Origin of the sequence: Nocardioides sp. Soil796 (assembly GCF_001429525.1) — a bacterium.
Taxonomy (GTDB): domain Bacteria; phylum Actinomycetota; class Actinomycetes; order Propionibacteriales; family Nocardioidaceae; genus Nocardioides.
This window is the reverse complement of the sequence record NZ_LMSQ01000017.1, coordinates 186,285-209,347: the sequence shown is the minus strand read 5'-3', so window position 1 is coordinate 209,347 and position 23,063 is coordinate 186,285. Positions and strand designations below refer to the sequence as shown.

Genomic DNA, 23,063 nt, shown 5'->3' with positions numbered 1-23,063 from the left:
ACCTTCTGTGAAATGAGCGACGCCGGGCACGTCGAAGCGACGTACCCGGCGCCAGAGGCTGGCGAAGTACGTGTCAGCCGGCTACTCGCGCGGCGATCGCGTCGCCGATCTCGGACGTACGGCGGGCAACGCCGGCCGTGCGCTCGGACAGGTCCGCGAGGACGGCGGACTCGATGGACCGGGCAGCGTCGTCGAAGCCCAGGTGGTCGAGCATGAGGGAGACCGAGAGGATCGCCGCGGTCGGGTCGGCCTTCTGCTGGCCCGCGATGTCGGGGGCAGAGCCGTGCACGGGTTCGAACATGGAGGGGGCGGTGCGGTCCGGGTTCACGTTGCCGGAGGCGGCCAGCCCGATGCCACCGGTGATGGCGGCGGCCAGGTCGGTGATGATGTCGCCGAAGAGGTTGTCGGTGACGATCACGTCGAAGCGGGACGGGTCGGTGGTCATGAAGATCATCGCCGCGTCGATGTGCATGTAGTCGGTCGTGACGTCTGGGTGCTCGGCGGCCACGGACTCGAAGAGGCGCCACCACACGGAGCCGGCGTTGACCAGCACGTTGGTCTTGTGGACCAGGGTGAGCTTCTTGCGGGGGCGGCGCTCGGCCCGGGCGAAGGCGTCGCGGATCACGCGCTCCACACCGAAGGCGGTGTTGACCGAGACCTCGGTGGCGACCTCGGCCGGTGTGCCGACCCGCAGCGCGCCGCCGTTGCCGGTGTAGGGACCCTCGGTGCCCTCACGCACGACCACGAAGTCGACCTCGCCCGGCTCGGCCAGCGGCGAGGTGACGCCGGGGAAGATCCGCGAGGGGCGCAGGTTCACGTAGTGGTCGAGCTCGAAGCGCAGCTTGAGCAGCAGGCCGCGCTCGAGGATGCCGGGGGGCAGGTTCGGGTCGTTCGGCTTGCCGCCGACGGCGCCGAGCAGGATCGCGTCGTGGCCGCGGATCTCCTCCAGCGTGCTCTCCGGAAGGACCTCACCGGTGGCGAGGTAGCGCTCGGCGCCCAGGTCGTAGCGGGTCTGCTCGAACTTCACGGGGGCAGCCACCTCGAGCACCTTGAGTGCTTCGGCAGTGACTTCGGGGCCGATGCCGTCGCCAGGGATGACGGCGAGGCGGACGGTCTGGGGAGGAGTCGTGGTCATGACGATGAATCTAGTTGTCGTCGGGGCGCGGGCCGCCGTTGTCTCGCAGGTCAAGAGCGGCCTGGACGGCCTCCATGCTGCGCGGGTTCTCGGGGTTGTGGCTGGCAGGTCCCCACTCGGGGTACATGTCGTACATGGGTCTCTCCGTTCGGTGTCGCATCGGTTGATCGGGCGTGGGTGGTGCAACGAAGCCACGCCCCGCGACGGGGAGACGGATGCCGAGCCGTGGATCGCACGGGCACCGACACGGTCCATCAGGACCAGAGAGATTGCGGATCACGCTGAAACTTCTGGCGATCCGCCGCGGGGCGTCTTCAGGTGGAAGAAGGCCCGTCGTACAAACACCACTCGCCACGGCGAGGTGGCCTTCTGTCAGGCCTCGCCGCGGCAGTGAATGAGTACGAGAACGCTCCGCATGATGGAGAAACCGTACGACGCCTCGCGTGAGTGCGCATCCGACTTCCACGATCCGCTCACGATGCGAGACGACTTTCCCAGGATGAAAGACTCGACGCCATGAGCGCCCCGCCCGACCTTCCTTCCATCGTGTCCCGTGCGTTCGACGTGTCCCGCAAGTCGGGCTACGTGTCGTTCTGCCGCAACGAGACCGGACGACTCCTGGCCACCCTGGCCGCCACCCGCACCGGCACCTTGGCCGAGTTCGGCACCGGCTGCGGCGTGGGCACCGCATGGCTGCGCTCGGGCGTGCGCGGCGACGTCCGCATCGTCACGGCCGAGCTCGATGCCAAGCTGGCCGATGCCGCCGCCGAGATCTTCGTCGACGACGACTCCGTGGAGGTGCTGGCCGCCGACTGGTCGACCCTGCGCGACCAGGGACCGTTCTCGCTGCTGTTCCTCGACTCCGGTACGCCGTCCGCGGTCGGCGTCGACTCGATCGCCGAGCTGGTCGAGCCGGGCGGCATCGTCGTGCTCGACGACTTCGTGCCCTGCGAGCTGTGGCCGCCGATCACCGGCGGACGCGTCGACACCCTGCGCGAGCAGTGGCTCACCGACGATCGCTTCACCGCGGTCGAGGTGATGATCGCCTCCGACGCGTCGGCGATCATCGCCACCCGCAGGTAGGAGCAACCCGGCCGGCCGCGCCCCTGCTGCTGCGCGGCAGCCTGCTGTGCGGCAGCGCCGGCGCACGACAGGTCCCGCATCAGCGCAACGGCGCGACTCGATGGACGCGTCGGAAAGTGCGGCAGTTGGCGCTCACGCCGGCGCTCGCCCGCCGCATGTGTGACGTGCCAGCACCAACTGCCGCAGTTCCCCACGCCTTCGGAGCGAGATGATCAGCTCGGGGCAAGGCAACGGCCCGACACCAGTGCCCACTCAACACCCGTCTCGTCGGCCGCGGGTCGCGGTTCGCCTCCCGCTGGCCAGGGCCCGCGCCACCGGTCGCGGTCCGCGGGCCGCGGTCCGCGGGTCGCGGTCCGCGGGTCACGGCTCAGACTGGAGGCAGGCTCAGGCCTCCGGGTAGCCCTGCGGGTTGCCCGACTGCCAGCGCCAGGTGTCGGCGCACATGTCGTCGATGGTCCGGGTGGCCCGCCAGCCGAGCTCGTCGGCCGCGCGAGCCGTGTCGGCCCAGTAGGCCGGCAGATCGCCGGCACGTCGACCGACGACCTCGTGCGGGAGCTCGCGGCCGACCGCACGCTCGAACGCGTGGAACAGCTCGAACACGCTGGTGCCGGTGCCGCCACCGAGGTTGAACGCGCGGACCGGTTCGACCATCGCGTCGAGGTGCTCGAGCGCCGCCACGTGGCCGGCGGCGAGGTCCTCGACGTGGATGTAGTCGCGCTCGCAGGTGCCGTCGGCGGTCGGGTAGTCGTCGCCGAAGATGGACAGCTTGTCGCGTCGACCGACCGCCACCTGCGCGATGAACGGCATCAGGTTGTTGGGCACACCCTGCGGGTCCTCGCCCATCGTGCCCGAGCTGTGCGCGCCGACCGGGTTGAAGTAGCGCAGCAGCGCGACCTTCAGTCCGCCGGCGGTGGCCACGTCGGAGAGCACCTGCTCCTGCATCACCTTGGTGCGGCCGTAGGGGCTCGCGGCGGAGAGCGGCTGGTAGTCCTCGTGGTAGGGCACCGGCGCGTGGTCGCCGTACACGGTCGCGGAGGACGAGAACACCAGGCGTTGGACGTCGTGGCGCCGCATCGCGTTGGCGAGGGCGAAGGTCGAGCCGAGGTTGTTGGCGTAGTACTCCAACGGCTTGCCGACGCTCTCCCCCACCGCCTTGAAGCCGGCGAAGTGGATCACCGCGTCGATCTTCTCGTTGGCGAACAGCCGCTCGGTCTTGTCGACGTCGGTCAGGTCGAACGCGTGCACCGGCACGTGGGCGCCCGAGAGCGACTCGATGCGGCCGACCACGCTGGGCTTGCTGTTGGAGAAGTCGTCGACCACGAGCACGTCGTGGCCGGCTTCGATAAGGGAGAGGACAGTGTGGGAGCCGATGTAGCCGGCACCGCCGGAGACGAGAACGCGCATGGGAGAAGACTAGGGCGTGTCGGGTAGCTCGACGGTGAACCACGGCAGCATCGCCTGGGCCAGCGGCCCGATGGCCAGCGCGTAGAGCACCGTGCCCACGCCGAGAGCACCGCCGAGGAGCAGGCCCAGGACGACGACGGCGACCTCGAGTCCGGTGCGCACGAGCCGGAGCGAGCGGCCGGTACGCCGGGCCAGGCCGGTCATCAGCCCGTCGCGGGGACCCCGGCCGAACTGCGCCCCCATGTAGAGGGCGGTGGCCAGCCCGTTGCCGACGACACCGACGACCAGCAGGGCGATCCGCGGCGCCCAACCGTCGGGCTCGGCGAGCACGGCCAGCGTGGCGTCGGCGGAGAAGCCGACCACGAAGGCGTTGGCGATCGTGCCGAGTCCGGGAACCTCGCGCAGCGGGATCCACAGCAGCAGCACCACGAAGCTGAACAGCACGACGGCCTGGCCGAGGGTGATCGGCACGTGCTGGATGAAGCCCGAGTGGAACACGTCCCACGGGGCCAGACCGAGTGCCCCGCGCACCATCATCGCCAGCGAGACGCCGTACAGCACGAGCCCGATCATCAGCTGCGGCAGGCGTCGCGCGAGGCGACCGGCGCGGAGCTGTTCGAGCGGGCCGAGGTCGGAGAGCTGGCGTCGGGGAAACGTGGTGCTGAGGGACATGCCCACCATTCTGGTCTCGATTGGCCCTTGAACAAATAGCCAATCGTGGAATAGTGGCCTGTATGTCACGCGTCATATCGGCCCACACCGTGGCCACTCTCGTCGCCGACTTCGACCGTTCCCCGGCGTACGCCGGCCTCGCCGAAGCACTGCGCAGCCTGGTCGCCGACGGTCGGATCGCCCACGGCACCCGCCTGCCCAGCGAGCGCGAGCTCACCGACGCGCTCGCCGTCAGCCGCACCACCGTCACCCGGGCGTACGCCGAGCTCCGCGGGCGCGGCTACGCCGAGGCGAGGCGCGGCGCCGGCACGTTCACCTGTGTGCCGGGCGGACCGACGCGGGCGCCCGACCGGGTGCTCACCCCGCGCGTCGACGGCGAGGACCTGATCGACCTCAACTGTGCCGCAGCCCCCGCCCCGCCGGGTATCGCCGCGGCCTACGAACGCGCCGTCGCCGAGCTGCCCGCCTATCTCTCCGGCCACGGCTACTACCCCGTCGGGCTGCCCGAGCTGCGCGAGGCGATCGCCGCGCTGTACGACGCGCGCGGACTGCCGACCGATCCCGAGCAGATCATGGTCACGCCCGGCGCGCTGGCCGCGACCGGTGTCGTGGCCCTGGCCTGCACCGACCCCGGGGACCGGATCATGGCCGAGGTGCCGGTCTACCCCAACGCCACCCGGGCGCTGACCATGCGCTCCACCCGGCTGGTGGGCGCCGGCGTCGATGCGGACGGCTGGGACCTCGCAGGCATCGGCGCGACGATCCGGCAGAGCGCACCGCGTGCGGCGTACCTCATCCCCGACTTCCAGAACCCGACCGGCCACCTCATGCTCGACGCGCAGCGCGAGGAGTACGCCGCCCAGCTGGCCGCCTCGCGCACGTTGGCGATCATCGACGAGGCACACCAGGCGCTCTCGCTCGAAGGCCAGGAGATGCCCCTGCCGATGGCCGCGCACGTCGAGGCGGCCGGCGGTGAGGCGATCACGCTGGGCAGCGCCAGCAAGATGCTGTGGGGCGGCCTGCGCGTCGGCTGGTTGCGGGCTCCCCGCGCCCGGGTCGACGCCCTCACCGAGGCGCGCCTGGCGCTCGACCTCGGTGTGCCCGTGGTCGAGCAGCTCGTCGCGGCCACCCTGCTGCGCGATGACGGCAGCGTGCTGGCCGCGCAGCGAACCCGGCTGCGGGAGCAGCGTGACGCCCTCGCCTCCGCCCTTGCCGAGCAGCTGCCCGAGTGGACCTTCCGGGTTCCCGCCGGCGGCCTGGCCATGTGGTGCGAGCTGCCGTCACCGCGTGCCTCACAGGTGGCCGCCGAGGCCGAGGCGCGTGGCGTCGTGGTCGCGCCCGGTCCGGTCTTCTCACCGACGGGTGGCTACGAACGGTTCCTCCGGATCCCGTGGACCCGCCCCGCCGACGAGCTCGAGGAAGCCGTGGCCCGCATCGCCCAGGCCTGGCGAAGCGGCGACTCCGGCGACGCGCGCAAGACTGCCGAACGGGTGATGGTGGCCTAGCGCCAGACCCTGGCGTAGTCGACGCGCATGGTCGCGGGCAGGGGCGGCGGATCCAGCGGGTCGTAGCCGTTCGTCCCGGAGCCCAGCGCTTGGGTGAACATGACGATGTACTTCTGGCGGAACGCCGGGTCGCCGGAGGTGTTGGTCAGGCACAGCCTGTCGTTGACGTAGATCCGGATCCGGGTGGCCGACCACTCCAGGCGGTAGGTGTTCCACCGGCCACGGTGCGCGACACAGTCGTACGCCGTGTTCGTGTGCGCACCACTGGTGACGGAGCCGTTGACGTCGTTGCGGTAGTGCAGGAACGGGATCGAGAGGTCCGGGTAGACCGAGTAGGTCTCGGAGACGTCGATCTCGCCGGTCGTCGGCCAGTTCAGTTCGACCTCACGATCGTCGGGCCACAGCCAGTAGGCCTCGTGCAGGCCCGGCGCCTCGGTGGCCGTGGTGAAGACGCGAGCCTCGAACCTGCCATAGCGCTGCGACCACTTGTGGTAGGTCGAGACCATGCCCGACGTGAAGATCTTGAAGATGCCTTCGAGCCCCGGACACTCGGCCAGGGTGGCCGGTCGGGCGACGAGACGCAGCGCCCCGTTGCCCACGCTCACGTTGTCGCCGCGGTAACAGGCTGCCGCCCCGGGCGGGTCGCCGGTGATGAAGCCGTCGGTCTGCGGAACCCACTTGGTGGTGTCGAGCGCCGTACCGCTGAAGTCGTCGCGGAACGTGCAGCGCCATGGAGTGCCGTCGGCCTTGAGCGGCCGCACCCCGCAGGCATCGCGGGTGACCAGCAGCCGCGGCACGTAGCGGGTCGCGGACCGTCGACGGCTCGAGGCGTCGACCACCCGGTACCCGGTCTTGCGGGAGCTCTTCCAGACGACCGTGCGGAACGCGTGCCGCCGACTCGTGAGCGAGCGCACCCGCACCCATCGCGTGCCCGCTCGCCTCTGCAGGACCACGCGGTCCGCGCGGTGCGCCGTACGACCAGTGAGGTAGACCGTGCCGAGGTTGCGCGCGGAGACCTTGAGCGTGGGGGCGGCTTCGGCGGCGACGGCGACCGGTCCCGTGGCGGGGGTGAGCAAAAGTCCGACGACCATGACCAGCATCGCCAACAACGTCACGACCCGAGTCGTACGGCGCATGGCTCCTCCACAGCGTTTCGTCCGAGAGTGCAGGAAAATCACAACAGCGTCCTGGTGCCACACTCGCACCAGGACGCCGCTGTGTTCAAGAGGTCAGGACAGGTCGACGGCGCGCACGGTCTGCGCGGTCATCGCCTGCTCGATCTCGGCGAGGGTGTCGGCCGGGATCGCGGAGTCGACCGAGAGCGCGACCAGCGCCTGGCCGCCCTTGCCGTCGCGGGCCACCTGCATGCCGGCGATGTTGACCTCGGCCGTGCCGAGGATGCCGCCGACGGTGCCGACCATGCCCGGGCGGTCTTCGTAGGAGAAGAAGGCCAGGTGGTCGGTGGGCTCGATGTCGACGTCGAAGCCGTTGACCTCGACGAGGCGCTCCTTCTGCGCGAGGCCGACCAGGGTGCCCGAGACCGAGACCTGCGAGCCGTCGGCCAGCGTGCCGCGGATCGTGATCAGGTTGCGGTGGTCGGGGCTCTCCGCCTCGGTGACCAGGCGTACGGCGGTGCCGCGCTCGGCCGCGAGCAGCGGTGCGTTCACGTAGGAGACCTGGTCCTCGATGATGTCGGTGAAGACACCCTTGAGGGCGGCCAGCTCGAGCACCTTGACGTCGTACTCGGTGATCTCGCCACGGACCTCGACGTCGATCGACTGCGCGACCTCGCCGGCCAGCGCGGTGAAGACGCGGCCGAGCTTCTCGGTGAGCGGGATGCCGGGACGCACGTCCTCGGCGATGACGCCGCCCTGGACGTTGACCGCGTCGGGGACGAGCTCACCGGAGAGCGCGAGGCGCACGGACTTGGCGACGGCGATGCCGGCCTTCTCCTGCGCCTCGTCGGTCGAGGCACCCAGGTGCGGGGTGGCGACGACGGTCTCGAGCTCGAACAGCGGGCTGTCGGTGCACGGCTCCTTGGCGAACACGTCGAGGCCGGCAGCCGCGATGCGCCCGGTCTTGAGGGCGTCGTACAGCGCGGCCTCGTCGACGATGCCACCGCGGGCGGCGTTGACCAGCACCAGGTTGGACTTGGCCTTGGCCAGCTGCTCGGCGCCGATCAGGCCCACGGTCTCGGGGGTCTTGGGGAGGTGCACGCTCATGAAGTCGGACTCGGCGAGCAGGGTGTCGAGGTCGACCAGGCGGACGCCCATCTGCGCGGCCCGGCCGGCCTGCACGTAGGGGTCGTAGGCGATGACCTTCATGCCGAACGCGCTCAGGCGCTGGGCGACGAGCACGCCGATGCGGCCGAGGCCGACGATGCCGACGGTCTTCTCGTAGAGCTCGATGCCGGTGTACTTGCTGCGCTTCCACTCGCCGTTGCGCAGGCCCGCGTGGCCGGGGCTGATGTTGCGCGCGGCGGCGAGCATCAGGCCGACGGCCAGCTCGGCGGCGGAGACGATGTTGGACGTCGGCGCGTTGACGACCATGACGCCGGCCTGGGTGGAGGCCTTGACGTCTACGTTGTCGAGACCGACGCCCGCGCGGGCGACGACCTTCAGCTTCTTGGCGGCGGCCAGGGCCTCGGCGTCGACCTTGGTGGCCGAGCGGACCAGGATCGCGTCGACGTCGGCGATGGCCGGCAGCAGCTCGGCGCGGTCGGCACCGTTGCAGTGGCGGATCTCGAAGTCGGGGCCGAGCGCCTCGACGGTGGCGGGGCTCAGCTCTTCGGCGATGAGAACGACGGGCTTGCTCACAGCGGATTCCTCGATTTGTGTCGCGGATTTGCGGGACTCGTCCGACGGCCAAGTTGCGGCCGTTCAGGAGGTCGTGCACGACGCTGTGCCCGGACCGGCAATGCTACCCGACCTCCCACGGATGGCCGAGTCCGTCCGCATCGAGACCGCCCCCTCCCGGAAGCAACGCGGGGTCACCGTCGCTCCACACGCGTCGCGACACGGGCAAACCGTCCACGTCGCCGCACAGGAGCGGCCTCGAAATTCGTTTGTACGACGCACCCGACCTTGGCATACTGATCCACGTGAAGTTCTGAGAGCGCCCGTGAAGCCCGTCGTCGACGGGTGGTTCCCTGCCCCGATTCCGAGGCTCGCTCTTGTCATCTCCGCTTCGCTTCTCCCACGTCTCCTTCGCCTGGCCCGACGGGTCACCGGTGATCGACGACCTGAACCTGCTCGTCCCGTCCGGACGCTCGGGGCTGGTCGGCGCCAACGGCTCCGGCAAGTCCACCCTGCTCCGACTCGCCGCGGGCGACCTCACCCCGACCGGCGGCAGCATCCGCGCCGAGGGCCGGGTCGGCTGGCTGCGCCAGGACCTCACCCTGCGCTCCGACGAACGCGTCGACGACCACCTCGGCGTACGCCGGATCCGTGACGCGATCCGCTCCATCGAGGGCGGCTCCGTCGCCGAGTCCGACTACGAGACCGTCGGCGACGCCTGGGACATCGAGGAACGCGCCGGCGCCGAGCTCGCCCGGGTCGGCCTGCCTGCGGACATCCTCGACCGCCGCCTCGGCCAGCTGTCCGGCGGCGAGACCGTCCAGCTCGGGCTGACCCGCCTACTGCTGCAGCGCCCCGACATCCTGCTGCTGGACGAGCCCACCAACAACCTCGACGCCCGCGCCCGCGAACGGCTCCACGCGGTGGTCGAGTCGTGGCGCGGCACCCTGGTCGTGGTCAGCCACGACCGCGAGCTGCTCGAGCTGGTCGACCGGGTCGGAGACCTCCATGACAACTCCGTCACGTGGTACGGCGGCGGCTACTCGTCGTACGCCGAGCAGGTGGAGGCCGAGCAGGCCGCAGCCGCACAGGCAGCCACGACCGCGCGGGAGGACCTCCGCAAGCAGAAGAACGACCTCGTCGAGACCCAGCGGATCCTCTCCGGGCGCAAGCGCTACGCCGACAAGATGTATGCCAACAAGCGGGAACCGCGGGCGGTGATGAAGCTCCGCAAGCGCTCCGCCCAGGTCTCCGCCGGCAAGTACCGCCAGCTCCACGAGGACCGGCTCGAGTCCGCGCGGGAGCGCCTCGACGACGCCGAGTCGCGGGTGCGCGACGATCGGGAGATCCGGATCGACCTGCCGGAGACCGAGGTGCCACGCGGTCGCGAGGTGCTCCGGCTCGACCTGCGGCTGCGCACCGGCGCCCGGGTCGACCTCGACCTCCGCGGGCCGGAACGGATCGCGGTGACCGGTGCCAACGGGAGCGGCAAGACCACGCTCCTGCACACGATCATCGGGTCCCTGGCCCCGGAGGGTGACATGCAGGTGAAGGTGCCGTTCGGCCTGCTCGACCAGCGCCTCGACACCCTCGACGACTCGCTCACGGTCTTCGAGAACGTGGCCGCGCGGGCACCGGCCTCGGACCCGAACGAGGTGCGTGCCCGCCTGGCCCGCTTCCTCTTCCGCGGCTCCAAGGGTGACCAGGTGGCCGGCACGCTGTCCGGTGGCGAGCGCTTCCGGGCGACCCTGGCCGCGGTACTGCTGGCCGACCCGGCGCCGCAGCTGCTGCTGCTCGACGAGCCCACGAACAACCTCGACTTCAGTTCGTACGACGCGCTCGTCTCGGCGTTGGGCGGCTACCGGGGTGCCCTGCTCGTGGTGAGCCACGACGAGGCGTTCCTCGACGAGATCGACGTTCACCGCAGGATCTCGCTGCACGACGTACCCCGTATTGGGTAAGTCGGGCCATCGTCGCGACACGAGCGTTTTCGGGTGCCTAGATTTTCGGACAGGGGACCACACTGAACGGAAGTCGGGGACATGAAGAGAACATGGGTGTTGGGGCTGGTCATGGGCCTGGTCGGCGTCGTGTTTGCCGCGATGCCGGCGCAGGCCGAGCGGATCGGCGACGAAGGCTGTACGCCGGGCTACTGGAAGAACCACACCGACAGCTGGTCGGAGGGGCCGGGGCAGCCGATCGCCAGCACGACGTTGCTCAACTCGAACCAGGTCAAGTTCCACACGACCGCGGCTCTGGCGGGCGACTCACTGCTCGACGCCCTGAACTACAAGGGCGGAGCCGGAGCGGCCGGCGCCGAGCGCAACCTGATGCGGCACGCGGCCGCCGCCTGGCTGAACGCGGCCACCGAGGACCTCGGGTACCCGTACCGTCGCTTCGCGGACCCGTACAACATCGTGGGGACCGTGAACGCGGCCATCGCGAGCGGGGACCCGGCCGCGATGCTGGCCGTGAAGGACGAGCTGGCGGCCGCGAACGAGTTGGGGTGCCCGCTGAACTGATCAGCGGCCGACTCAGGCGGTTCGCCTCGACATAGGAGATTCTCCGGCGCCACGCGCCGGAGAATCTCCTATGTTGAGCCACGTTCGTATCGTGCAGTCCGGACCACACGCGACCGGCCAACCTGCCCAGCCCCGGGCGCGCAGGATCAGCGCGACCGCCGCCGCGAGCCGGCACGGCTCGAGCACCTGCCTCCACCCCGGACGTATCGTCAGCCGATTGCTGATCGCCGCTCCGATGTCGCGATCCAGATCGAGCCATCGATCCTCGGACCACTCGTGGCCGAGTCGTCCGTCGAGCTCGACCAGCAGCAGGTGAGCCAAGTACTCGACGTCCCGGAAGATCACTCCTCCGGGCCCCGCAGGTGCACGACTGATCGGACGGTCTCGATCGACGCGGCGCTGGCGATGCCCCCGAGGAAGACCGTGCTTGCGCTCGACGTCGGAGAGGTAGCGGCGCTCGAGAACCGAGAAAGCTCCGGCGTCGATGTCGACGAGGATCTCGACCAGGAGTCGACGACGAGGCAGGCGTGGTCGCAACTCGATCGCCTCGAGCAACCGCCCCACCGTGGTACGGCGCTGCTGGCACAGATCGGCGAGCACTGCCACCGCCGCAGCATCGTCTCGGGCACTGGAGGCCGCGCCCAGTGCCGCGTGTTCGACCGCGACCCGCGGTGGCGACAGATGGAGCTGCGCGATCTGGTCGAAGTGCTGGCTGCGGTGCAGTTCGACGCCCGGCGCGGGATGAAGTCGCCTGGTGCGGCTCACGAGGAGTTGGACCACCTTCTCCTCGCGACCGAGCCAGGGGCCACGGATCCGGTGTGCACGTAGCGCCGAGAGACCGGTCAGTGCGGCCGGTTCGTGGCAGAGAACCGCGGACCACCACCGTTGCTCGCGGGTCAACGGTCCGGTGTGCTCGACGTAGACACCCTCATGAACGCGTGCCAGCCTCGCTCGACGGCACCATCGCTCGATGTCATTGTCCGTGCCGCCGAGCTCGAGGATCTGTCGACGAGAGATGACACCGTCCTGCAGACGCAGGAGCGAGGCGAGGGCAGCAGTGGATTCCATCCGATGAGCCTGAATCGCACATCGGACCGCAGCAACGGTTCGCTCGGCCGCCTGTGGATGGGAGCGCAATGGAGGCGCCGCCAGACGCACTCACCCAGAAGAAGGAGGTTCTCCGGCGCCAGACGCCGGAGAACCTCCACTGTTTGCAGCAGGAGTGGGTTCAGTCGGTGCCGAACTCCATCGCGGCGCGGTCGAGAGCCTCGTCCTCGTCGCTGATCGACTCACCGCGGTCGGCGATGCGGTCGGCGCCACCGGCCGGGAGCTCACCGAACAGGGTGCCGTTCTCGACGAGCACCTGGCCCTGGTCGAGCGGCTGCCCGGCGTACATCTCGAGCTTGGAGCGCGAGTCGGCGATGTCGAGGTTGCGCATCGTCAGCTGGCCGATGCGGTCGAGGGGGCCGAACGCGGCGTTCTCGGTGCGCTCCATCGACAGCTTGTCGGGGTGGTAGGAGAAGTTGCTGCCCGAGGTGGCCAGGACCGTGTAGTCCTCGCCGCGACGCAGCCGCAGGGTGACCTCGCCGGTGACCAGTGACGCGATCCAGCGCTGGATCGACTCGCGAATCATCAGCGCCTGCGGGTCGAGCCAGCGGCCCTCGTAGAGCAGCCGGCCGAGCTTGCGGCCCTCGTTGTGGTACTGCGCGACGGTGTCCTCGTTGTGGATCGCGTTGACCAGCCGCTCGTAGGCGATGAAGAGCAGCGCCATGGCCGGGGCCTCGTAGATGCCGCGCGACTTGGCCTCGATGATGCGGTTCTCGATCTGGTCGGACATGCCGAGGCCGTGGCGGCCACCGATCGAGTTCGCCTCGTGCACCAGGGCCACCGCGTCGTCGTACCGCGTGCCGTTGATGGAGACCGGGCGGCCCTGCTCGAAGCCGATCGTGACGTCCTCGGTCTCGATGGCCACCGACGGGTCCCAGAACTTCACGCCCATGATCGGTTCGACGGTCTCGAGGGAGACGTCGAGGTGCTCGAGGGTCTTGGCCTCGTGGGTGGCGCCCCAGATGTTGGCGTCGGTGGAGTAGGCCTTCTCCTGGGAGTCGCGGTAGGGCAGGTTGCGCTCGGTGAGCCAGGCGCTCATCTCGTGCCGGCCGCCGAGCTCGTGGACGAACTCGGCGTCGAGCCACGGCTTGTAGATGCGCAGGTCGGGGTTGGCCAGCAGGCCGTAGCGGTAGAACCGCTCGATGTCGTTGCCCTTGAAGGTCGAACCGTCGCCCCAGATGTCGACGCCGTCCTCGTGCATCGCGCGGACCAGCATCGTGCCGGTCACCGCGCGGCCCAGGGGCGTGGTGTTGAAGTAGATCCGCGAACCGGAGCGGATGTGGAAGGCGCCGCAGGCCAGAGCGGCCAGGCCCTCGTCGACCAGGGCGGCCTTGCAGTCGACCGCGCGGGCGATCTCGGCGCCGTAGGCCAGTGCGCGTCCCGGCACGCCGGAGATGTCGGGCTCGTCGTACTGCCCGATGTCGGCGGTGTAGGTGCAGGGCACGGCGCCCTTGTCGCGCATCCACGCGACCGCGACGGAGGTGTCGAGGCCACCAGAGAAGGCGATGCCGACGCGCTCGCCGACGGGAAGGGAAGTGAGAACCTTGGACATGACCCAACTGTATACGGAGTTGTGCATAATCATGCAATCGGGTTCGTGGACTGTTTCTCGAAGTGCCGGTCGGTTTGTTTGTCGACGCAGCCCTGGTGGGAGACTTCGACCATGAGTCAAGCCTTCTGCCAGCAGTGCGGCACCCGCCGCGAGAACGACGCGGCCCCCCGCTGCTCCGCCTGTGGGGCGGTCTTCCCGGCCCAGGCCGCGGCTACGGAGGTGCCCAGCGACGAGGCGCCGACGCGTATCGCCGGCCGCCCGGTGCAGAGCCCGCAGCCGCCGCAACAGGCTTCCACTCCCCCGCCGTCGTACGGCGCACCACAGCCCGGCGCACCACAGGCCGGCGCACCACAGCCCGGCGCACCACAGGCCGGCGCACCACAGCCCGGCGTGCCCACCCCGCCGTACGGCGCACCGCAGGCCGGCGCACCGCAGGGTGGGGCGCAGCAGCCCGGTTACGGCACCGTGCCGCAGCAGGCATGGCAGCAGCAAGGCTTCGGCCAGCAGCAGTGGGGAGCGGCCCCCGGCCAGCCTCAGGGCGGGTCCGGCAAGGGCAAGCTCTGGATCCTGCTCGCCGCGGCCGTGCTCGTCGTCGGCGGCGGGATCACCGCGCTGGTGCTCACCCTCGGCGGAGGAGATGGCGGCGGTGACGACGACAACCTCAGCGACGAGGAACAGATCGAGAACGTCATCACCGACTACAACGACGCCACGCAGAAGCTCGCGTCAGGCGACGCCTCGGCGTGCGACTCCTACCGCGACCTGGTCACCGAGGAGGTCAGCGACGAGGACCTGCAGGAGTGCCGCGACTCCGTCGACGACAGCGCCTCCAGCGACTCCGGCGACTTCTCCTACGAGATCAAGTACAAGAGCGCGGAGATCGACGGAGACACCGCCGTGGCCACGGTCGAGACGACCAGCAGCTTCGGCGACAGCGACCCCGAGACCAGGACCGAGGACCTGCACCTGCGCAAGGTCGACGGCGACTGGAAGCTCGACTTCGACGCCAGCTCGGGCTCGTCGGACGGCGACTCGAGCGACGCGCCGAGCGACTACTCGACCGAGGACTACGACTACGACGACCCGACCGAGTCGCCGAGTGACTACTCCACCTACGACTACGACGTGCCGTCCGAGTCGCCGTCGAACTGACCGACCAGCGTCAGATGGCGCAGCCGTCGGGCCCACAGGCCTGATCGGCTGCGCCGGCGACCATCTGCAGTGACGGGTGGGAGTCGCTCCAGGCGCGGGTCAGTGCCTGGCTGAAGACCTCGGCGGGCTGTGCGCCCGAGATGCCGTACTTGTCGTCCACCACGAAGAACGGCACCCCGGTCGCGCCGAACGCGCCGGCCTGCGCGACGTCGGCGTGGACCTCGTCGCGGAACTCGTCGCCGGACAGCACGGTGGCCACTCGCGCGGCGTCCAGGCCGACGCCGACCGCGATCTCGGTGAGGGTGGCGTGGTCGGCGACGTTGCGCACCTCGACGAAGTTGGCGGCGAGCAGGGCCTCCTTCAGCTCCCCCTGTACGACGGCGCCCGCGTCGTGCAGCGCCAGGTGGAGCAGCCGGTGCGCGTCGACGGTGTTGACCCGCTGGGTCTGCGAGAGGCGGTAGAGCAGCCCCTCCTCCGCCGCGACGGCCTCGACCTGGTCCATCATCCGCTGTGCGTTCTCGACGCCGCCGCCGTACTTGCGGGCCAGGACGTCGACCGTGCGCTCCACCGGCACCGGCGGCGCGGCCGGGTCCAGCTCGTAGGAGTGCCAGACCACCTCGACCTGGTCGGCATGCTCGAAGCCCTGCAACGCCGTCTCGAGTCGACGCTTGCCGATGTAGCACCACGGACACACGACGTCGGACCACACATCAATTCGCATGTCGGGTCAACGCACCCCCCGAGCCGGGGATTCCCGGACCCGGCGTGAGGCGGGCCTCAGGGTCGAGTCAGGGTCGAGTGGGGGACGAAGCGCCCGGCTTCCCCGATGCGGGCGAGGCCTGTTCACCGCGAGGCTTCTGGCCATGATCACTGTTGACTCACTCACCAAGCGGTACCGCGGATTCACCGCCGTCGACGACGTCTCCTTCGTCGCCCGACCCGGCCGCGTCACGGGGTTCCTCGGGCCCAACGGCGCCGGCAAGTCCACCACCATGCGCGTGATGGTCGGATTGACCGAGGCCACCTCGGGCAGCGCCACCATCCAGGGCCAGCCGTTCGCCGAACTGCCCAACCCGGGCCGGCAGGTCGGCGTACTCCTCGACGCCTCGGCCCAGCACGCCGGCCGCACCGGTCGGGAGATCCTGGCCATCGCCCAGCGCACGATGGGCCTGCCGAAGGCAAGGGTCGACGAGATGCTCTCCCTGGTCAGCCTGACCGAGAGCGAGTCGGAGCGCCGGGTGAGGAACTACTCGCTCGGCATGCGCCAGCGCCTCGGCATCGCGACCGCCCTGATCGGCGACCCTGAGGTGCTGATCCTCGACGAGCCGGCCAACGGACTCGACCCGGCCGGCATCCGCTGGATGCGCGACCTGCTGCGGGGATACGCCAACCAGGGCGGCACGGTGCTGCTCTCCAGCCACCTCCTGCACGAGATCGAGGTGATCGCCGACGACCTCGTGATGATCGGCAACGGCCGCATCGTCGCCGAGGGGACGAAGGCCGAACTGTTGCACGCCGCCGGCACCACCGTGCGCACCACCGCCGCAGCCGAGCTGGCCCAGGCCCTGCGCAACGCGGGGATCGTGGTCACCCAGTCGAACGACGGCGCACTGCGCACGGACGCGCCCGCCGACCAGGTCGGCCAGATCGCGCTCAACGCCCGGATCGCGCTCACCGAGCTGCGGTCCTCCGACAACGCGGGTCTCGAAGAGATGTTCCTCGAGCTCACCGCCGAGACCCAACGTGAAGGAGCAGCAGCATGACCACGCTGACCCAGGAGGCCCCCGTCACCTCGGGCACCCGTCCGGCCAAGCACGCGCCCATCCCCCTGTCCCGCATCATGCGCGTCGAGCTGATCAAGATGTTCGACACGCGTTCCGGCTTCTGGCTGATGGCCAGCATCGGCATCGCGGCCGTCCTCGCCACCGCCGCGACGATCATCTTCGCCCCCGAGTCCGAGCTCGACTACGAGGCCTTCGCGACGGCCATCGGCTTCCCCATCGCGATCATCCTGCCGATCATCGGCCTCCTCTCGGTCACGAGTGAGTGGAGCCAGCGCACCGGCCTGACCACGTTCACCCTGCTGCCCAACCGCAGTCTGGTGATCAACGCCAAGCTCCTCGTCGCGGTCGGCATCGGCGTGGTCTCGATGTTCCTGGCGATGGCCATCGGCGCGGTCGGCAACATCGTCGGTACGGCGATCGCCGGCGTGGACACGACGTGGAACGTGAGCGCCTACGAGCTCTCCCTGATCGTGCTGGCCAACGTGCTCGGCATGCTGATCGGCTCGATGCTCGGCGTGCTGATCCGCAACTCCGCCGGCGCCATCGTGGGCTACTTCGTCTACAACGCCCTGCTGCCGACGCTGTTCATGACGCTGGGCAACCTGCAGGAGTGGTTCCGCGACCTGTGGCCGTGGGTCGACTTCGCCTACGCGCAGGGCGCGCTGTTCAACGGCGACCCGAGCGGTGAGGACTGGGCACACCTCGCGGTCACCACCACGATCTGGCTGATCATCCCGCTGGTCGTCGGACTGTTCCTGATCCGCAAGTCCGAGGTGAAGTGACCCTGCGCCTCCAGGTGGCTGCCGGTCGGACCCTCGCCGGGGTCCGGCCGCTCGGCCATCTCCCCTGATTGAGCCGGCTCGAGCTGGGGAAGGATCCGGCCATGAACTCTCCGGTCTGCCCCCGCTGCGGCACTCCCCTGGCCCCGGGCCTCACGGCCTGCGGCCGATGCGGCCTCCCCCTGGGGCAGGCCGCGCCCCCGGCGTACGGCGCGGTGCCCCCGGGCAACGCCTATCCCCCCGCCCCGCCGGCGTACGGCGTACAGCCCGGGGCGCCGGCGCCGGGCGGGAAGCCGCCGCGCAGGCGTGGCCTGGTCGCCGCCGGTGTGATCGGCGCCCTGCTGATCGCCGCAGGCATGGCCGCATTGGTCTTCTTCCTGACCCAGGGCGACGACGACAAGGACGACGTGGCCGGTGACGACACGTCCAGCCAGTCGACCGAGGACCCCACCGACGAGCCGACCGAAGACCCGAGCACCGAGTCGACCGAGGACCCCACCGACGAGCCGACGGACGACCCGAGCACCGAGTCGACCGACGACCCGTCCACGGACCCGAGCCCGACCGGCCCGCAGACCTCCGGCACACCCGTGGTGCGCACGCCGCCGACCGGTTCCGACGAGGAGCAGATCCGCCAGCTGGTCCACGACGTCGACACGTGGTTGCAGGCGATCTTCGCCGGCGACTCCGCGCAGTGCGCGAACATGGGCGACTACTTCGTGGACCCCAAGGCCGAGGACATCAAGAGCTGCCGGACCTCGATGGCCCAGCTGGGCAGCGGCGACAACGCCTTCACGTTCTCCCCCGGCGCCATCACCGTGAACGGCGACAAGGGCACCGTGATGATGAAGACCAGCTTCACCTACAACGGCAAGACCGAGAACGACAGCGAGAAGACCGACGTCGTCAAGAAGGACGGCACCTGGTACTTCGTCGAGGACTGACCTCCACGCGTCGTACGTCGGTCAGGCGAACAGCGCCTGGCCGACGTACTCGCCCTTGCCAGCTCCCGGGGGTACGGCGAACAGGGCCGAGCCGGTGAACTTGAGGTACTCCATCAGTGCGTCACTCTGCGCCATCCGGGTCTGCATCGGGATGAACTGGGTGGCCGGGTCACGCACGTAGGCGATGAAGAACAGCCCCGCGTTCAGGCCACCGAGCGCATCGCTGCCGTCGACGAAGTTGTAGCCGCGGCGCAGCATCCGGACCCCGTCGTTCTGCTCGGGGTGCACGACGCGGACGTGGGCGTCGACCGGGATGATCGGGCCGCCGCGGCCGGGCATCTTGAAGTCGGGGTCACTGAACTCCTCGCCACCCGAGAGTGGCGCGCCGGACTCCTTGGTGCGGCCGATGAACATCTGCTGGTCGCCCAGCGACTGCCGGTCCCAGGTCTCGATGCGCATGTTGATCCTGCGCGCGACGAGGTAGGAACCGCCAGCCAGCCAACCCGACTTCGCGTCGTCGGTGTCGGAGACCCAGATGTGCTCGTCGAGCGCCTTGGCCTCCTCTGCCTTCACGTTGGCGGTGCCGTCCTTGAAGCCGAACAGGTTGCGCGGCGTCTCCTGCGACGTCGAGGTGCTCGACGTACGGCCGAAGCCGAGCTGCGACCAGCGCACCGAGACCGTGCCGAACCCGATGCGCGCGAGGTTGCGGATCGCGTGCACGGCGACCTGCGGGTCGTCGGCGCAGGCCTGGACGCAGAGGTCGCCCCCGGAGCGCTCGGGGTCGAGGGCGTCGGCCGGGAAGTGCGGCAGCGGCTCGAGTGACGCGGGCTGCTGGTCGGCGATGCCGAAGCGGTCCTTGCCCTTGGCGTCGCGGAAGAGCGTAGGCCCGAACCCGAACGTGAGGGTGAGCTTCGAGGGCGGCAACCCGATCGCCTCGCCGGTGTCGTCGGGCGGCAGGTCGGTGTCGCCCTCCGTCGGACCGACGGGTCCGGCCGAGCCGCCGGCCATCATGCGCTCGGCCGCCTCGGTCCAGGCGGTCAGCAGCGCGATGAGTGCGTCGCGGTCGTCGGTGACGACGTCGAACGCGGCGAAGTGCAGGCGGTCCTGGGCAGGCGTGGTGATGCCCGGCTGGTGGGCGCCACGCAGGGCGTAGGCGTGCGGTCCGGCGGTCTGGCTGGTGTCGGTCTCGAGGGCCTGGGCCGCGGCGAGGCCGCCGGCCACACCCACGACTGCCGCACCCCCCGTGAAGAGGGTGCGCCGAGAGACGATGGGCTGCTTCATGACCGGGACAGGATCGTGCCCGTCAGCTTCGAGAGGGGCTCGGCAAGGGCCTCGACTGCGACCTTGAGCGCCTTGATCTCGGGCTGCGTGAGCTCGTTGTAGTAGGTGAAACCCGAGTCGGTCCTCTGCGCGTCGAGGAGCTTCTGCAACGCGGCGAACCGGTCGGTCAGCGTCTTCGAGAGGGCGGCGTCCTTGGTCTCGAGCAGCGGCTTGACGCCCTCGAAGGCGACGCGTGCGCCGTCGACGTTGGCCTGGAAGTCCCACAGGTCGGTGCGCGACCAGAACTCCTCCTCGCCGGTGACCTTGCCCTCGGCCACCTCTTCGAGGAGACCGGTGGCACCGTTGGCGATGCCGTCGATCGTGAAGCTGAGATCGCCGTCGACCTTCGTGTCCAGCGTCTTGGTGTTCTTGAGCAGGTCGTCGGCGTAGAACGCGCGCTGCTTGGGCGTCATGGCCTTGTAGCCCTCGGCCCGGGCCGGCCAGAGGTCCTTCTCGATCCGGTGCCAGCCGGTGAAGTCGTCACCCTCGGCGACGTCGGCCTCGCGGAGGTCCATCTTCGGGTCGAGGTCACCGAACGACTCGGCCACCGGCTCGATGCGCTCCCAGTGCACGCGCGCGTCGGCGTACAGGGCCCGCGCCTCGTCGTCCTTGCCCGCCTTGTAGAGGTTGACGAACTGGGTGGTCTTGGTGAGCAGCTGGTCGGTCTGGTCCTGCACGTAGGCGAGGTAGTTCGCGTTGGCTGTGTCGACCAGCGCCTGCTCGTCCTCGGTGACCTCGACCTTCTCGTCGGAGGCGGTGACCGCGAAGTCGGAGCGGATGCCGTCGCCCTTCATGCCCGGCTTGCAGGCGGTGACGTACTTGCCCTCGGGCACCTGCACGGTGAGGCGGCTGTCGAGGTTCTCCCCGATGTTCTCGACCTCACCGATGATGCGCAGGCCGTCTTCGGCGAGCAGGTAGAACTCGGTGACCTGCTTGCCGGCGTTGGTGACGTCGAAGGTCAGCGTCCCCGCGGGCGCCTCGACCTTCGAGACGTCGCAGCCGTCCTCGGTGGAGACCACCTGGATGGAACGCGGGTTGCCCTCGTCGGGCTCCGTGTTCTCCGTGCACGAGGCCACCAGCGGTGCGGCCACGAGCAGGGGGACCAGAACGGCCAGTCTTCTGTTGCGCATCGTCGTCCTTCTGTGGAGTGGGGTGGTGCTCAGGACGTTGCCACCGTGGCGGCGTCCTTGGGGGCGGTACGCCGGCGGGCACCGCGGAGGAAGAGGGTCATCACCGGGACCAGGTAGAGCACCCACACGGCCCCTTCGAGCTTGGTGGTGGCCATCGAGATGTTGAAGACGCCCTTGATCAGCGTGCCGAGCCAGCCGGCGGGATCGATCGTGTCGGAGATGTCGAAGAGCAGGTCGTGCAGTCCCGGCAGGAAGCGCGCCTCCTGCAGGTCGTGCACGCCATAGGCGAGTACGCCGGCGGCGACGACGATCAGGAACGCACCGGTCCAGGTGAAGAACTTGCTCAGGTTGATGCTGATCGCGCCGCGGTAGATGAGGTAGCCGAGGACGATCGCGGTGAGGATTCCCAGCGCGGCACCGAGCAACGGCTCCCAGGTGGGGGTCACCGAGCCGACCTCTTCACGGGTGCCGGCCTGGGTGGCCGCCCAGATGAAGAGCGCGGTCTCCAGGCCTTCGCGACCGACCGCGAACATCGCCACGACGACCAGGCCCCAGCGACTTCCGTCGGCGGCCTCGTCGATCTGGCCCCGCAGCTCGCCGCCGAGCCCGCGGGCGGCACGGGCCATCCAGAAGACCATCCACGTCACGAAGCCGACCGCGATGATCGAGAGGGTGCCGCCGATGAACTCCTGCGCCTCGAAGGTCAGCCCGCGGGGGCCGTAGGTCAGCAGGGCGCCGAAGCAGAGCGAGATCAGGACGGCGATGCCGACACCGGCCCAGATGCGGGGCAGCAGGTTCGTCCGGCCGGACTTGACGAGGTACGCGACCAGGATGCTGACCACGAGGGCCGCCTCGAGGCCTTCGCGCAAGCCGATCAGGTAGTTGGAGAGCACGGACGCAGAATACGCCTGCGCCTTAGGAGTGCCTAACCTTGGTCGAGGAGCGAAACAGGAACGTGCGACTCCTCATCGCGAACCGTGGATTCTTGCGCCTCGAACCGTGGGTTCTTGACGTACGTCGTCCTCGACCGGATCAACAATCCGGTGTTCGGACATCAAGAACCCACGGTTGGCGCATCAAGAGCACGCGGTTGGCGCAGGATCAGCGTGCTGCGGAACCCTCGGTGTAGTCGTCGTCCGCCTGCGACCAGGCGAACTGGGCGCGCAGGGTCTTGCCGGTGGCCTCGATCGGGTGACCGGCCTCCTTCTCGCGCAGCTCGTTGAACTCCTTGGCGCCGTTGTCCTGGTCGTCGATGAACCGCTGCGCGAACGCGCCGCTCTGGATGTCGGCCAGGATCGCCTTCATCGACTCCTTGACGTCGGGCGACACGACCCGCGGGCCGCTGACGTAGTCGCCGTACTCGGCGGTGTCTGAGATCGACCAGCGCTGCTTGGCGATGCCGCCCTCCCACATCAGGTCGACGATCAGCTTGAGCTCGTGGAGCACCTCGAAGTAGGCGATCTCGGGCTGGTAGCCGGCCTCGGTCAGGGTCTCGAAGCCCGCCTGCACGAGGTGCGACATGCCGCCACAGAGCACGGCCTGCTCACCGAACAGGTCGGTCTCGGTCTCCTCGGTGAAGGTGGTCTTGATGACGCCGGCGCGGGTGCCGCCGATGGCCTTGGCGTAGGACTTCGCGAGGTCCCAGGCATTGCCGGAGGCGTCCTGCTCGACCGCGATGATGTCGGGGATGCCGCGACCCGCGACGTACTCACGACGCACGGTGTGACCCGGCGCCTTGGGCGCGACCATGATCACGTCGACGCCGGCCGGCGCCTTGATGTAGCCGAAGCGGATGTTGAAGCCGTGGCCGAAGACCAGGGTGTCGCCCTCGGTGAGGTGCGGCTCGATCTCCTCGGCGTACAGCTTGCGCTGGTGCTGGTCGGGGGCGAGGATCACGACGACGTCGGACTCCTCGACGGCCTCGGCGGGGGTCAGCACGCGCAGGCCCTCGTCCTCCGCCTTGGCGCGGCTCTTGGAGCCGGGCTGCAGGCCAATGCGCACGTCGACGCCCGAGTCGCGCAGGTTGAGCGCGTGCGCGTGGCCCTGGCTGCCGTAGCCGATGACCGCGACATTCTTGCCCTGGATCAGGGACAGGTCGGCGTCGTCGTCGTAGTACATCTCAGCCACTGGGGCTCTCCTTCAGGTTGGTGTTGAGCTTGGATCTTGGGGACTTGTGCGG

The 23,063-nt window shown here is 69.6% G+C and carries 21 protein-coding genes; 8 read left to right on the top strand and 13 right to left on the bottom strand.

The window, feature by feature from the left end; genetic code table 11:
* Window positions 1–73: 73 nt before the first annotated feature.
* Window positions 74–1,135, bottom strand: a complete 1,062-nt coding sequence (locus ASH02_RS07975) for a 3-isopropylmalate dehydrogenase (protein WP_057294548.1) — start codon at window positions 1,133–1,135, stop codon at window positions 74–76.
* A 10-nt stretch (window positions 1,136–1,145) separates the two neighbouring features.
* On the bottom strand, window positions 1,146–1,271 hold the full coding sequence (locus ASH02_RS27265) for a hypothetical protein (protein WP_268788269.1): 126 nt from the start codon (window positions 1,269–1,271) through the stop codon (window positions 1,146–1,148).
* A gap of 380 nt (window positions 1,272–1,651) precedes the next feature.
* On the opposite strand from ASH02_RS27265, the gene ASH02_RS07970 reads away from it, so the two are divergent.
* Window positions 1,652–2,218 (top strand): O-methyltransferase, encoded by a 567-nt coding sequence (locus tag ASH02_RS07970; RefSeq protein ID WP_056676078.1) that lies wholly within the window; start codon window positions 1,652–1,654, stop codon window positions 2,216–2,218.
* 384 nt (window positions 2,219–2,602) lie between these two features.
* Here ASH02_RS07970 and galE read toward each other — a convergent pair whose 3' ends face one another.
* Together galE and yczE are read right to left on the bottom strand one after the other, a co-directional pair.
* Window positions 2,603–3,622 (bottom strand): UDP-glucose 4-epimerase GalE, encoded by a 1,020-nt coding sequence (gene galE, locus ASH02_RS07965; protein ID WP_057294547.1) that lies wholly within the window; start codon window positions 3,620–3,622, stop codon window positions 2,603–2,605.
* 9 nt (window positions 3,623–3,631) lie between these two features.
* The gene (gene yczE / locus ASH02_RS07960; protein WP_056679081.1) at window positions 3,632–4,294 is read right to left on the bottom strand and encodes a membrane protein YczE; all 663 of its coding nucleotides are present in this window, start codon (window positions 4,292–4,294) and stop codon (window positions 3,632–3,634) included.
* A 62-nt stretch (window positions 4,295–4,356) separates the two neighbouring features.
* Between yczE and yczR the strand changes: the two genes are divergently transcribed.
* Entirely contained in the window at window positions 4,357–5,799 is a 1,443-nt protein-coding gene (yczR, locus tag ASH02_RS07955; RefSeq protein WP_057294546.1) for a MocR-like transcription factor YczR, read from the top strand.
* Here yczR and ASH02_RS07950 read toward each other — a convergent pair.
* Together ASH02_RS07950 and serA are read right to left on the bottom strand one after the other, a co-directional pair.
* Window positions 5,796–6,935, bottom strand: coding sequence for a glycoside hydrolase family 16 protein (locus ASH02_RS07950; protein WP_056676061.1), 1,140 nt, complete (start codon window positions 6,933–6,935; stop codon window positions 5,796–5,798). The genes yczR and ASH02_RS07950 overlap by 4 nt on opposite strands.
* 93 nt (window positions 6,936–7,028) lie before the next feature.
* Entirely contained in the window at window positions 7,029–8,615 is a 1,587-nt protein-coding gene (gene serA, locus ASH02_RS07945; protein WP_056676058.1) for a phosphoglycerate dehydrogenase, read from the bottom strand.
* A gap of 356 nt (window positions 8,616–8,971) precedes the next feature.
* On the opposite strand from serA, the gene ASH02_RS07940 reads away from it, so the two are divergent.
* Both ASH02_RS07940 and ASH02_RS07935 read left to right on the top strand, forming a co-directional pair.
* Window positions 8,972–10,555: an ABC-F family ATP-binding cassette domain-containing protein gene (locus tag ASH02_RS07940; RefSeq protein WP_057294545.1), complete on the top strand. Its 1,584-nt coding sequence runs from the start codon at window positions 8,972–8,974 to the stop codon at window positions 10,553–10,555.
* Window positions 10,556–10,636: 81 nt separating this feature from the next.
* On the top strand, window positions 10,637–11,116 hold the full coding sequence (locus tag ASH02_RS07935; RefSeq protein ID WP_156409732.1) for a hypothetical protein: 480 nt from the start codon (window positions 10,637–10,639) through the stop codon (window positions 11,114–11,116).
* A 12-nt stretch (window positions 11,117–11,128) separates the two neighbouring features.
* On the opposite strand, the gene ASH02_RS25590 is transcribed toward ASH02_RS07935, so the two are convergent.
* Window positions 11,129–11,881: a hypothetical protein gene (locus ASH02_RS25590; RefSeq protein ID WP_162262579.1), complete on the bottom strand. Its 753-nt coding sequence runs from the start codon at window positions 11,879–11,881 to the stop codon at window positions 11,129–11,131.
* A gap of 463 nt (window positions 11,882–12,344) precedes the next feature.
* Window positions 12,345–13,775 (bottom strand): argininosuccinate synthase, encoded by a 1,431-nt coding sequence (gene argG, locus ASH02_RS07925; RefSeq protein WP_056676044.1) that lies wholly within the window; start codon window positions 13,773–13,775, stop codon window positions 12,345–12,347.
* A 111-nt stretch (window positions 13,776–13,886) separates the two neighbouring features.
* Here argG and ASH02_RS07920 point away from each other — a divergent pair, with 111 nt between their 5' ends.
* The gene (locus tag ASH02_RS07920) at window positions 13,887–14,927 is read left to right on the top strand and encodes an Rv0361 family membrane protein (RefSeq protein WP_156409730.1); all 1,041 of its coding nucleotides are present in this window, start codon (window positions 13,887–13,889) and stop codon (window positions 14,925–14,927) included.
* A gap of 10 nt (window positions 14,928–14,937) precedes the next feature.
* On the opposite strand, the gene ASH02_RS07915 is transcribed toward ASH02_RS07920, so the two are convergent.
* A complete protein-coding gene (locus ASH02_RS07915; protein ID WP_056676037.1) occupies window positions 14,938–15,648 on the bottom strand; it encodes a DsbA family oxidoreductase in 711 nt (236 codons plus the stop codon).
* Window positions 15,649–15,790: 142 nt separating this feature from the next.
* Here ASH02_RS07915 and ASH02_RS07910 point away from each other — a divergent pair, with 142 nt between their 5' ends.
* The 3 genes from ASH02_RS07910 (at window position 15,791) to ASH02_RS07900 (ending at window position 18,434) form a co-directional block, all read left to right on the top strand.
* A complete protein-coding gene (locus ASH02_RS07910; protein WP_056676034.1) occupies window positions 15,791–16,690 on the top strand; it encodes an ABC transporter ATP-binding protein in 900 nt (299 codons plus the stop codon).
* On the top strand, window positions 16,687–17,493 hold the full coding sequence (locus ASH02_RS07905; protein ID WP_056676029.1) for an ABC transporter permease subunit: 807 nt from the start codon (window positions 16,687–16,689) through the stop codon (window positions 17,491–17,493). Before ASH02_RS07910 ends, ASH02_RS07905 begins: the two co-directional genes overlap by 4 nt.
* 101 nt (window positions 17,494–17,594) lie before the next feature.
* Window positions 17,595–18,434: a hypothetical protein gene (locus ASH02_RS07900; protein ID WP_156409729.1), complete on the top strand. Its 840-nt coding sequence runs from the start codon at window positions 17,595–17,597 to the stop codon at window positions 18,432–18,434.
* A 21-nt stretch (window positions 18,435–18,455) separates the two neighbouring features.
* On the opposite strand, the gene efeB is transcribed toward ASH02_RS07900, so the two are convergent.
* The 4 genes from efeB to ilvC form a co-directional block, all read right to left on the bottom strand.
* Complete coding sequence (gene efeB, locus ASH02_RS07895) at window positions 18,456–19,715, bottom strand: iron uptake transporter deferrochelatase/peroxidase subunit (protein WP_056676024.1); 1,260 nt, start codon at window positions 19,713–19,715, stop codon at window positions 18,456–18,458.
* Window positions 19,712–20,884 (bottom strand): iron uptake system protein EfeO, encoded by a 1,173-nt coding sequence (gene efeO / locus ASH02_RS07890; RefSeq protein WP_056676022.1) that lies wholly within the window; start codon window positions 20,882–20,884, stop codon window positions 19,712–19,714. Before efeO ends, efeB begins: the two co-directional genes overlap by 4 nt.
* 29 nt (window positions 20,885–20,913) lie before the next feature.
* Window positions 20,914–21,777, bottom strand: coding sequence for an iron uptake transporter permease EfeU (efeU, locus tag ASH02_RS07885; RefSeq protein WP_056676019.1), 864 nt, complete (start codon window positions 21,775–21,777; stop codon window positions 20,914–20,916).
* 208 nt (window positions 21,778–21,985) lie between these two features.
* Entirely contained in the window at window positions 21,986–23,011 is a 1,026-nt protein-coding gene (gene ilvC, locus ASH02_RS07880) for a ketol-acid reductoisomerase (RefSeq protein ID WP_056676016.1), read from the bottom strand.
* Window positions 23,012–23,063 lie beyond the last annotated feature (52 nt).

Bases quoted from the DNA above. Each gene is read 5' to 3' on its own strand.
- ASH02_RS07975 (WP_057294548.1), bottom strand. From the start codon at position 1,135: ATGACCACGACTCCTCCCCAGACCGTCCGCCTCGCCGTCATCCCTGGC.
- ASH02_RS27265 (WP_268788269.1), bottom strand. From the start codon at position 1,271: ATGTACGACATGTACCCCGAGTGGGGACCTGCCAGCCACAACCCCGAG.
- ASH02_RS07970 (WP_056676078.1), top strand. From the start codon at position 1,652: ATGAGCGCCCCGCCCGACCTTCCTTCCATCGTGTCCCGTGCGTTCGAC.
- galE (WP_057294547.1), bottom strand. From the start codon at position 3,622: ATGCGCGTTCTCGTCTCCGGCGGTGCCGGCTACATCGGCTCCCACACT.
- yczE (WP_056679081.1), bottom strand. From the start codon at position 4,294: ATGTCCCTCAGCACCACGTTTCCCCGACGCCAGCTCTCCGACCTCGGC.
- yczR (WP_057294546.1), top strand. From the start codon at position 4,357: ATGTCACGCGTCATATCGGCCCACACCGTGGCCACTCTCGTCGCCGAC.
- ASH02_RS07950 (WP_056676061.1), bottom strand. From the start codon at position 6,935: ATGCGCCGTACGACTCGGGTCGTGACGTTGTTGGCGATGCTGGTCATG.
- ASH02_RS07935 (WP_156409732.1), top strand. From the start codon at position 10,637: ATGAAGAGAACATGGGTGTTGGGGCTGGTCATGGGCCTGGTCGGCGTC.
- argG (WP_056676044.1), bottom strand. From the start codon at position 13,775: ATGTCCAAGGTTCTCACTTCCCTTCCCGTCGGCGAGCGCGTCGGCATC.
- ASH02_RS07920 (WP_156409730.1), top strand. From the start codon at position 13,887: ATGAGTCAAGCCTTCTGCCAGCAGTGCGGCACCCGCCGCGAGAACGAC.
- ASH02_RS07915 (WP_056676037.1), bottom strand. From the start codon at position 15,648: ATGCGAATTGATGTGTGGTCCGACGTCGTGTGTCCGTGGTGCTACATC.
- ASH02_RS07910 (WP_056676034.1), top strand. From the start codon at position 15,791: ATGATCACTGTTGACTCACTCACCAAGCGGTACCGCGGATTCACCGCC.
- ASH02_RS07905 (WP_056676029.1), top strand. From the start codon at position 16,687: ATGACCACGCTGACCCAGGAGGCCCCCGTCACCTCGGGCACCCGTCCG.
- ASH02_RS07900 (WP_156409729.1), top strand. From the start codon at position 17,595: ATGAACTCTCCGGTCTGCCCCCGCTGCGGCACTCCCCTGGCCCCGGGC.
- efeB (WP_056676024.1), bottom strand. From the start codon at position 19,715: ATGAAGCAGCCCATCGTCTCTCGGCGCACCCTCTTCACGGGGGGTGCG.
- efeO (WP_056676022.1), bottom strand. From the start codon at position 20,884: ATGCGCAACAGAAGACTGGCCGTTCTGGTCCCCCTGCTCGTGGCCGCA.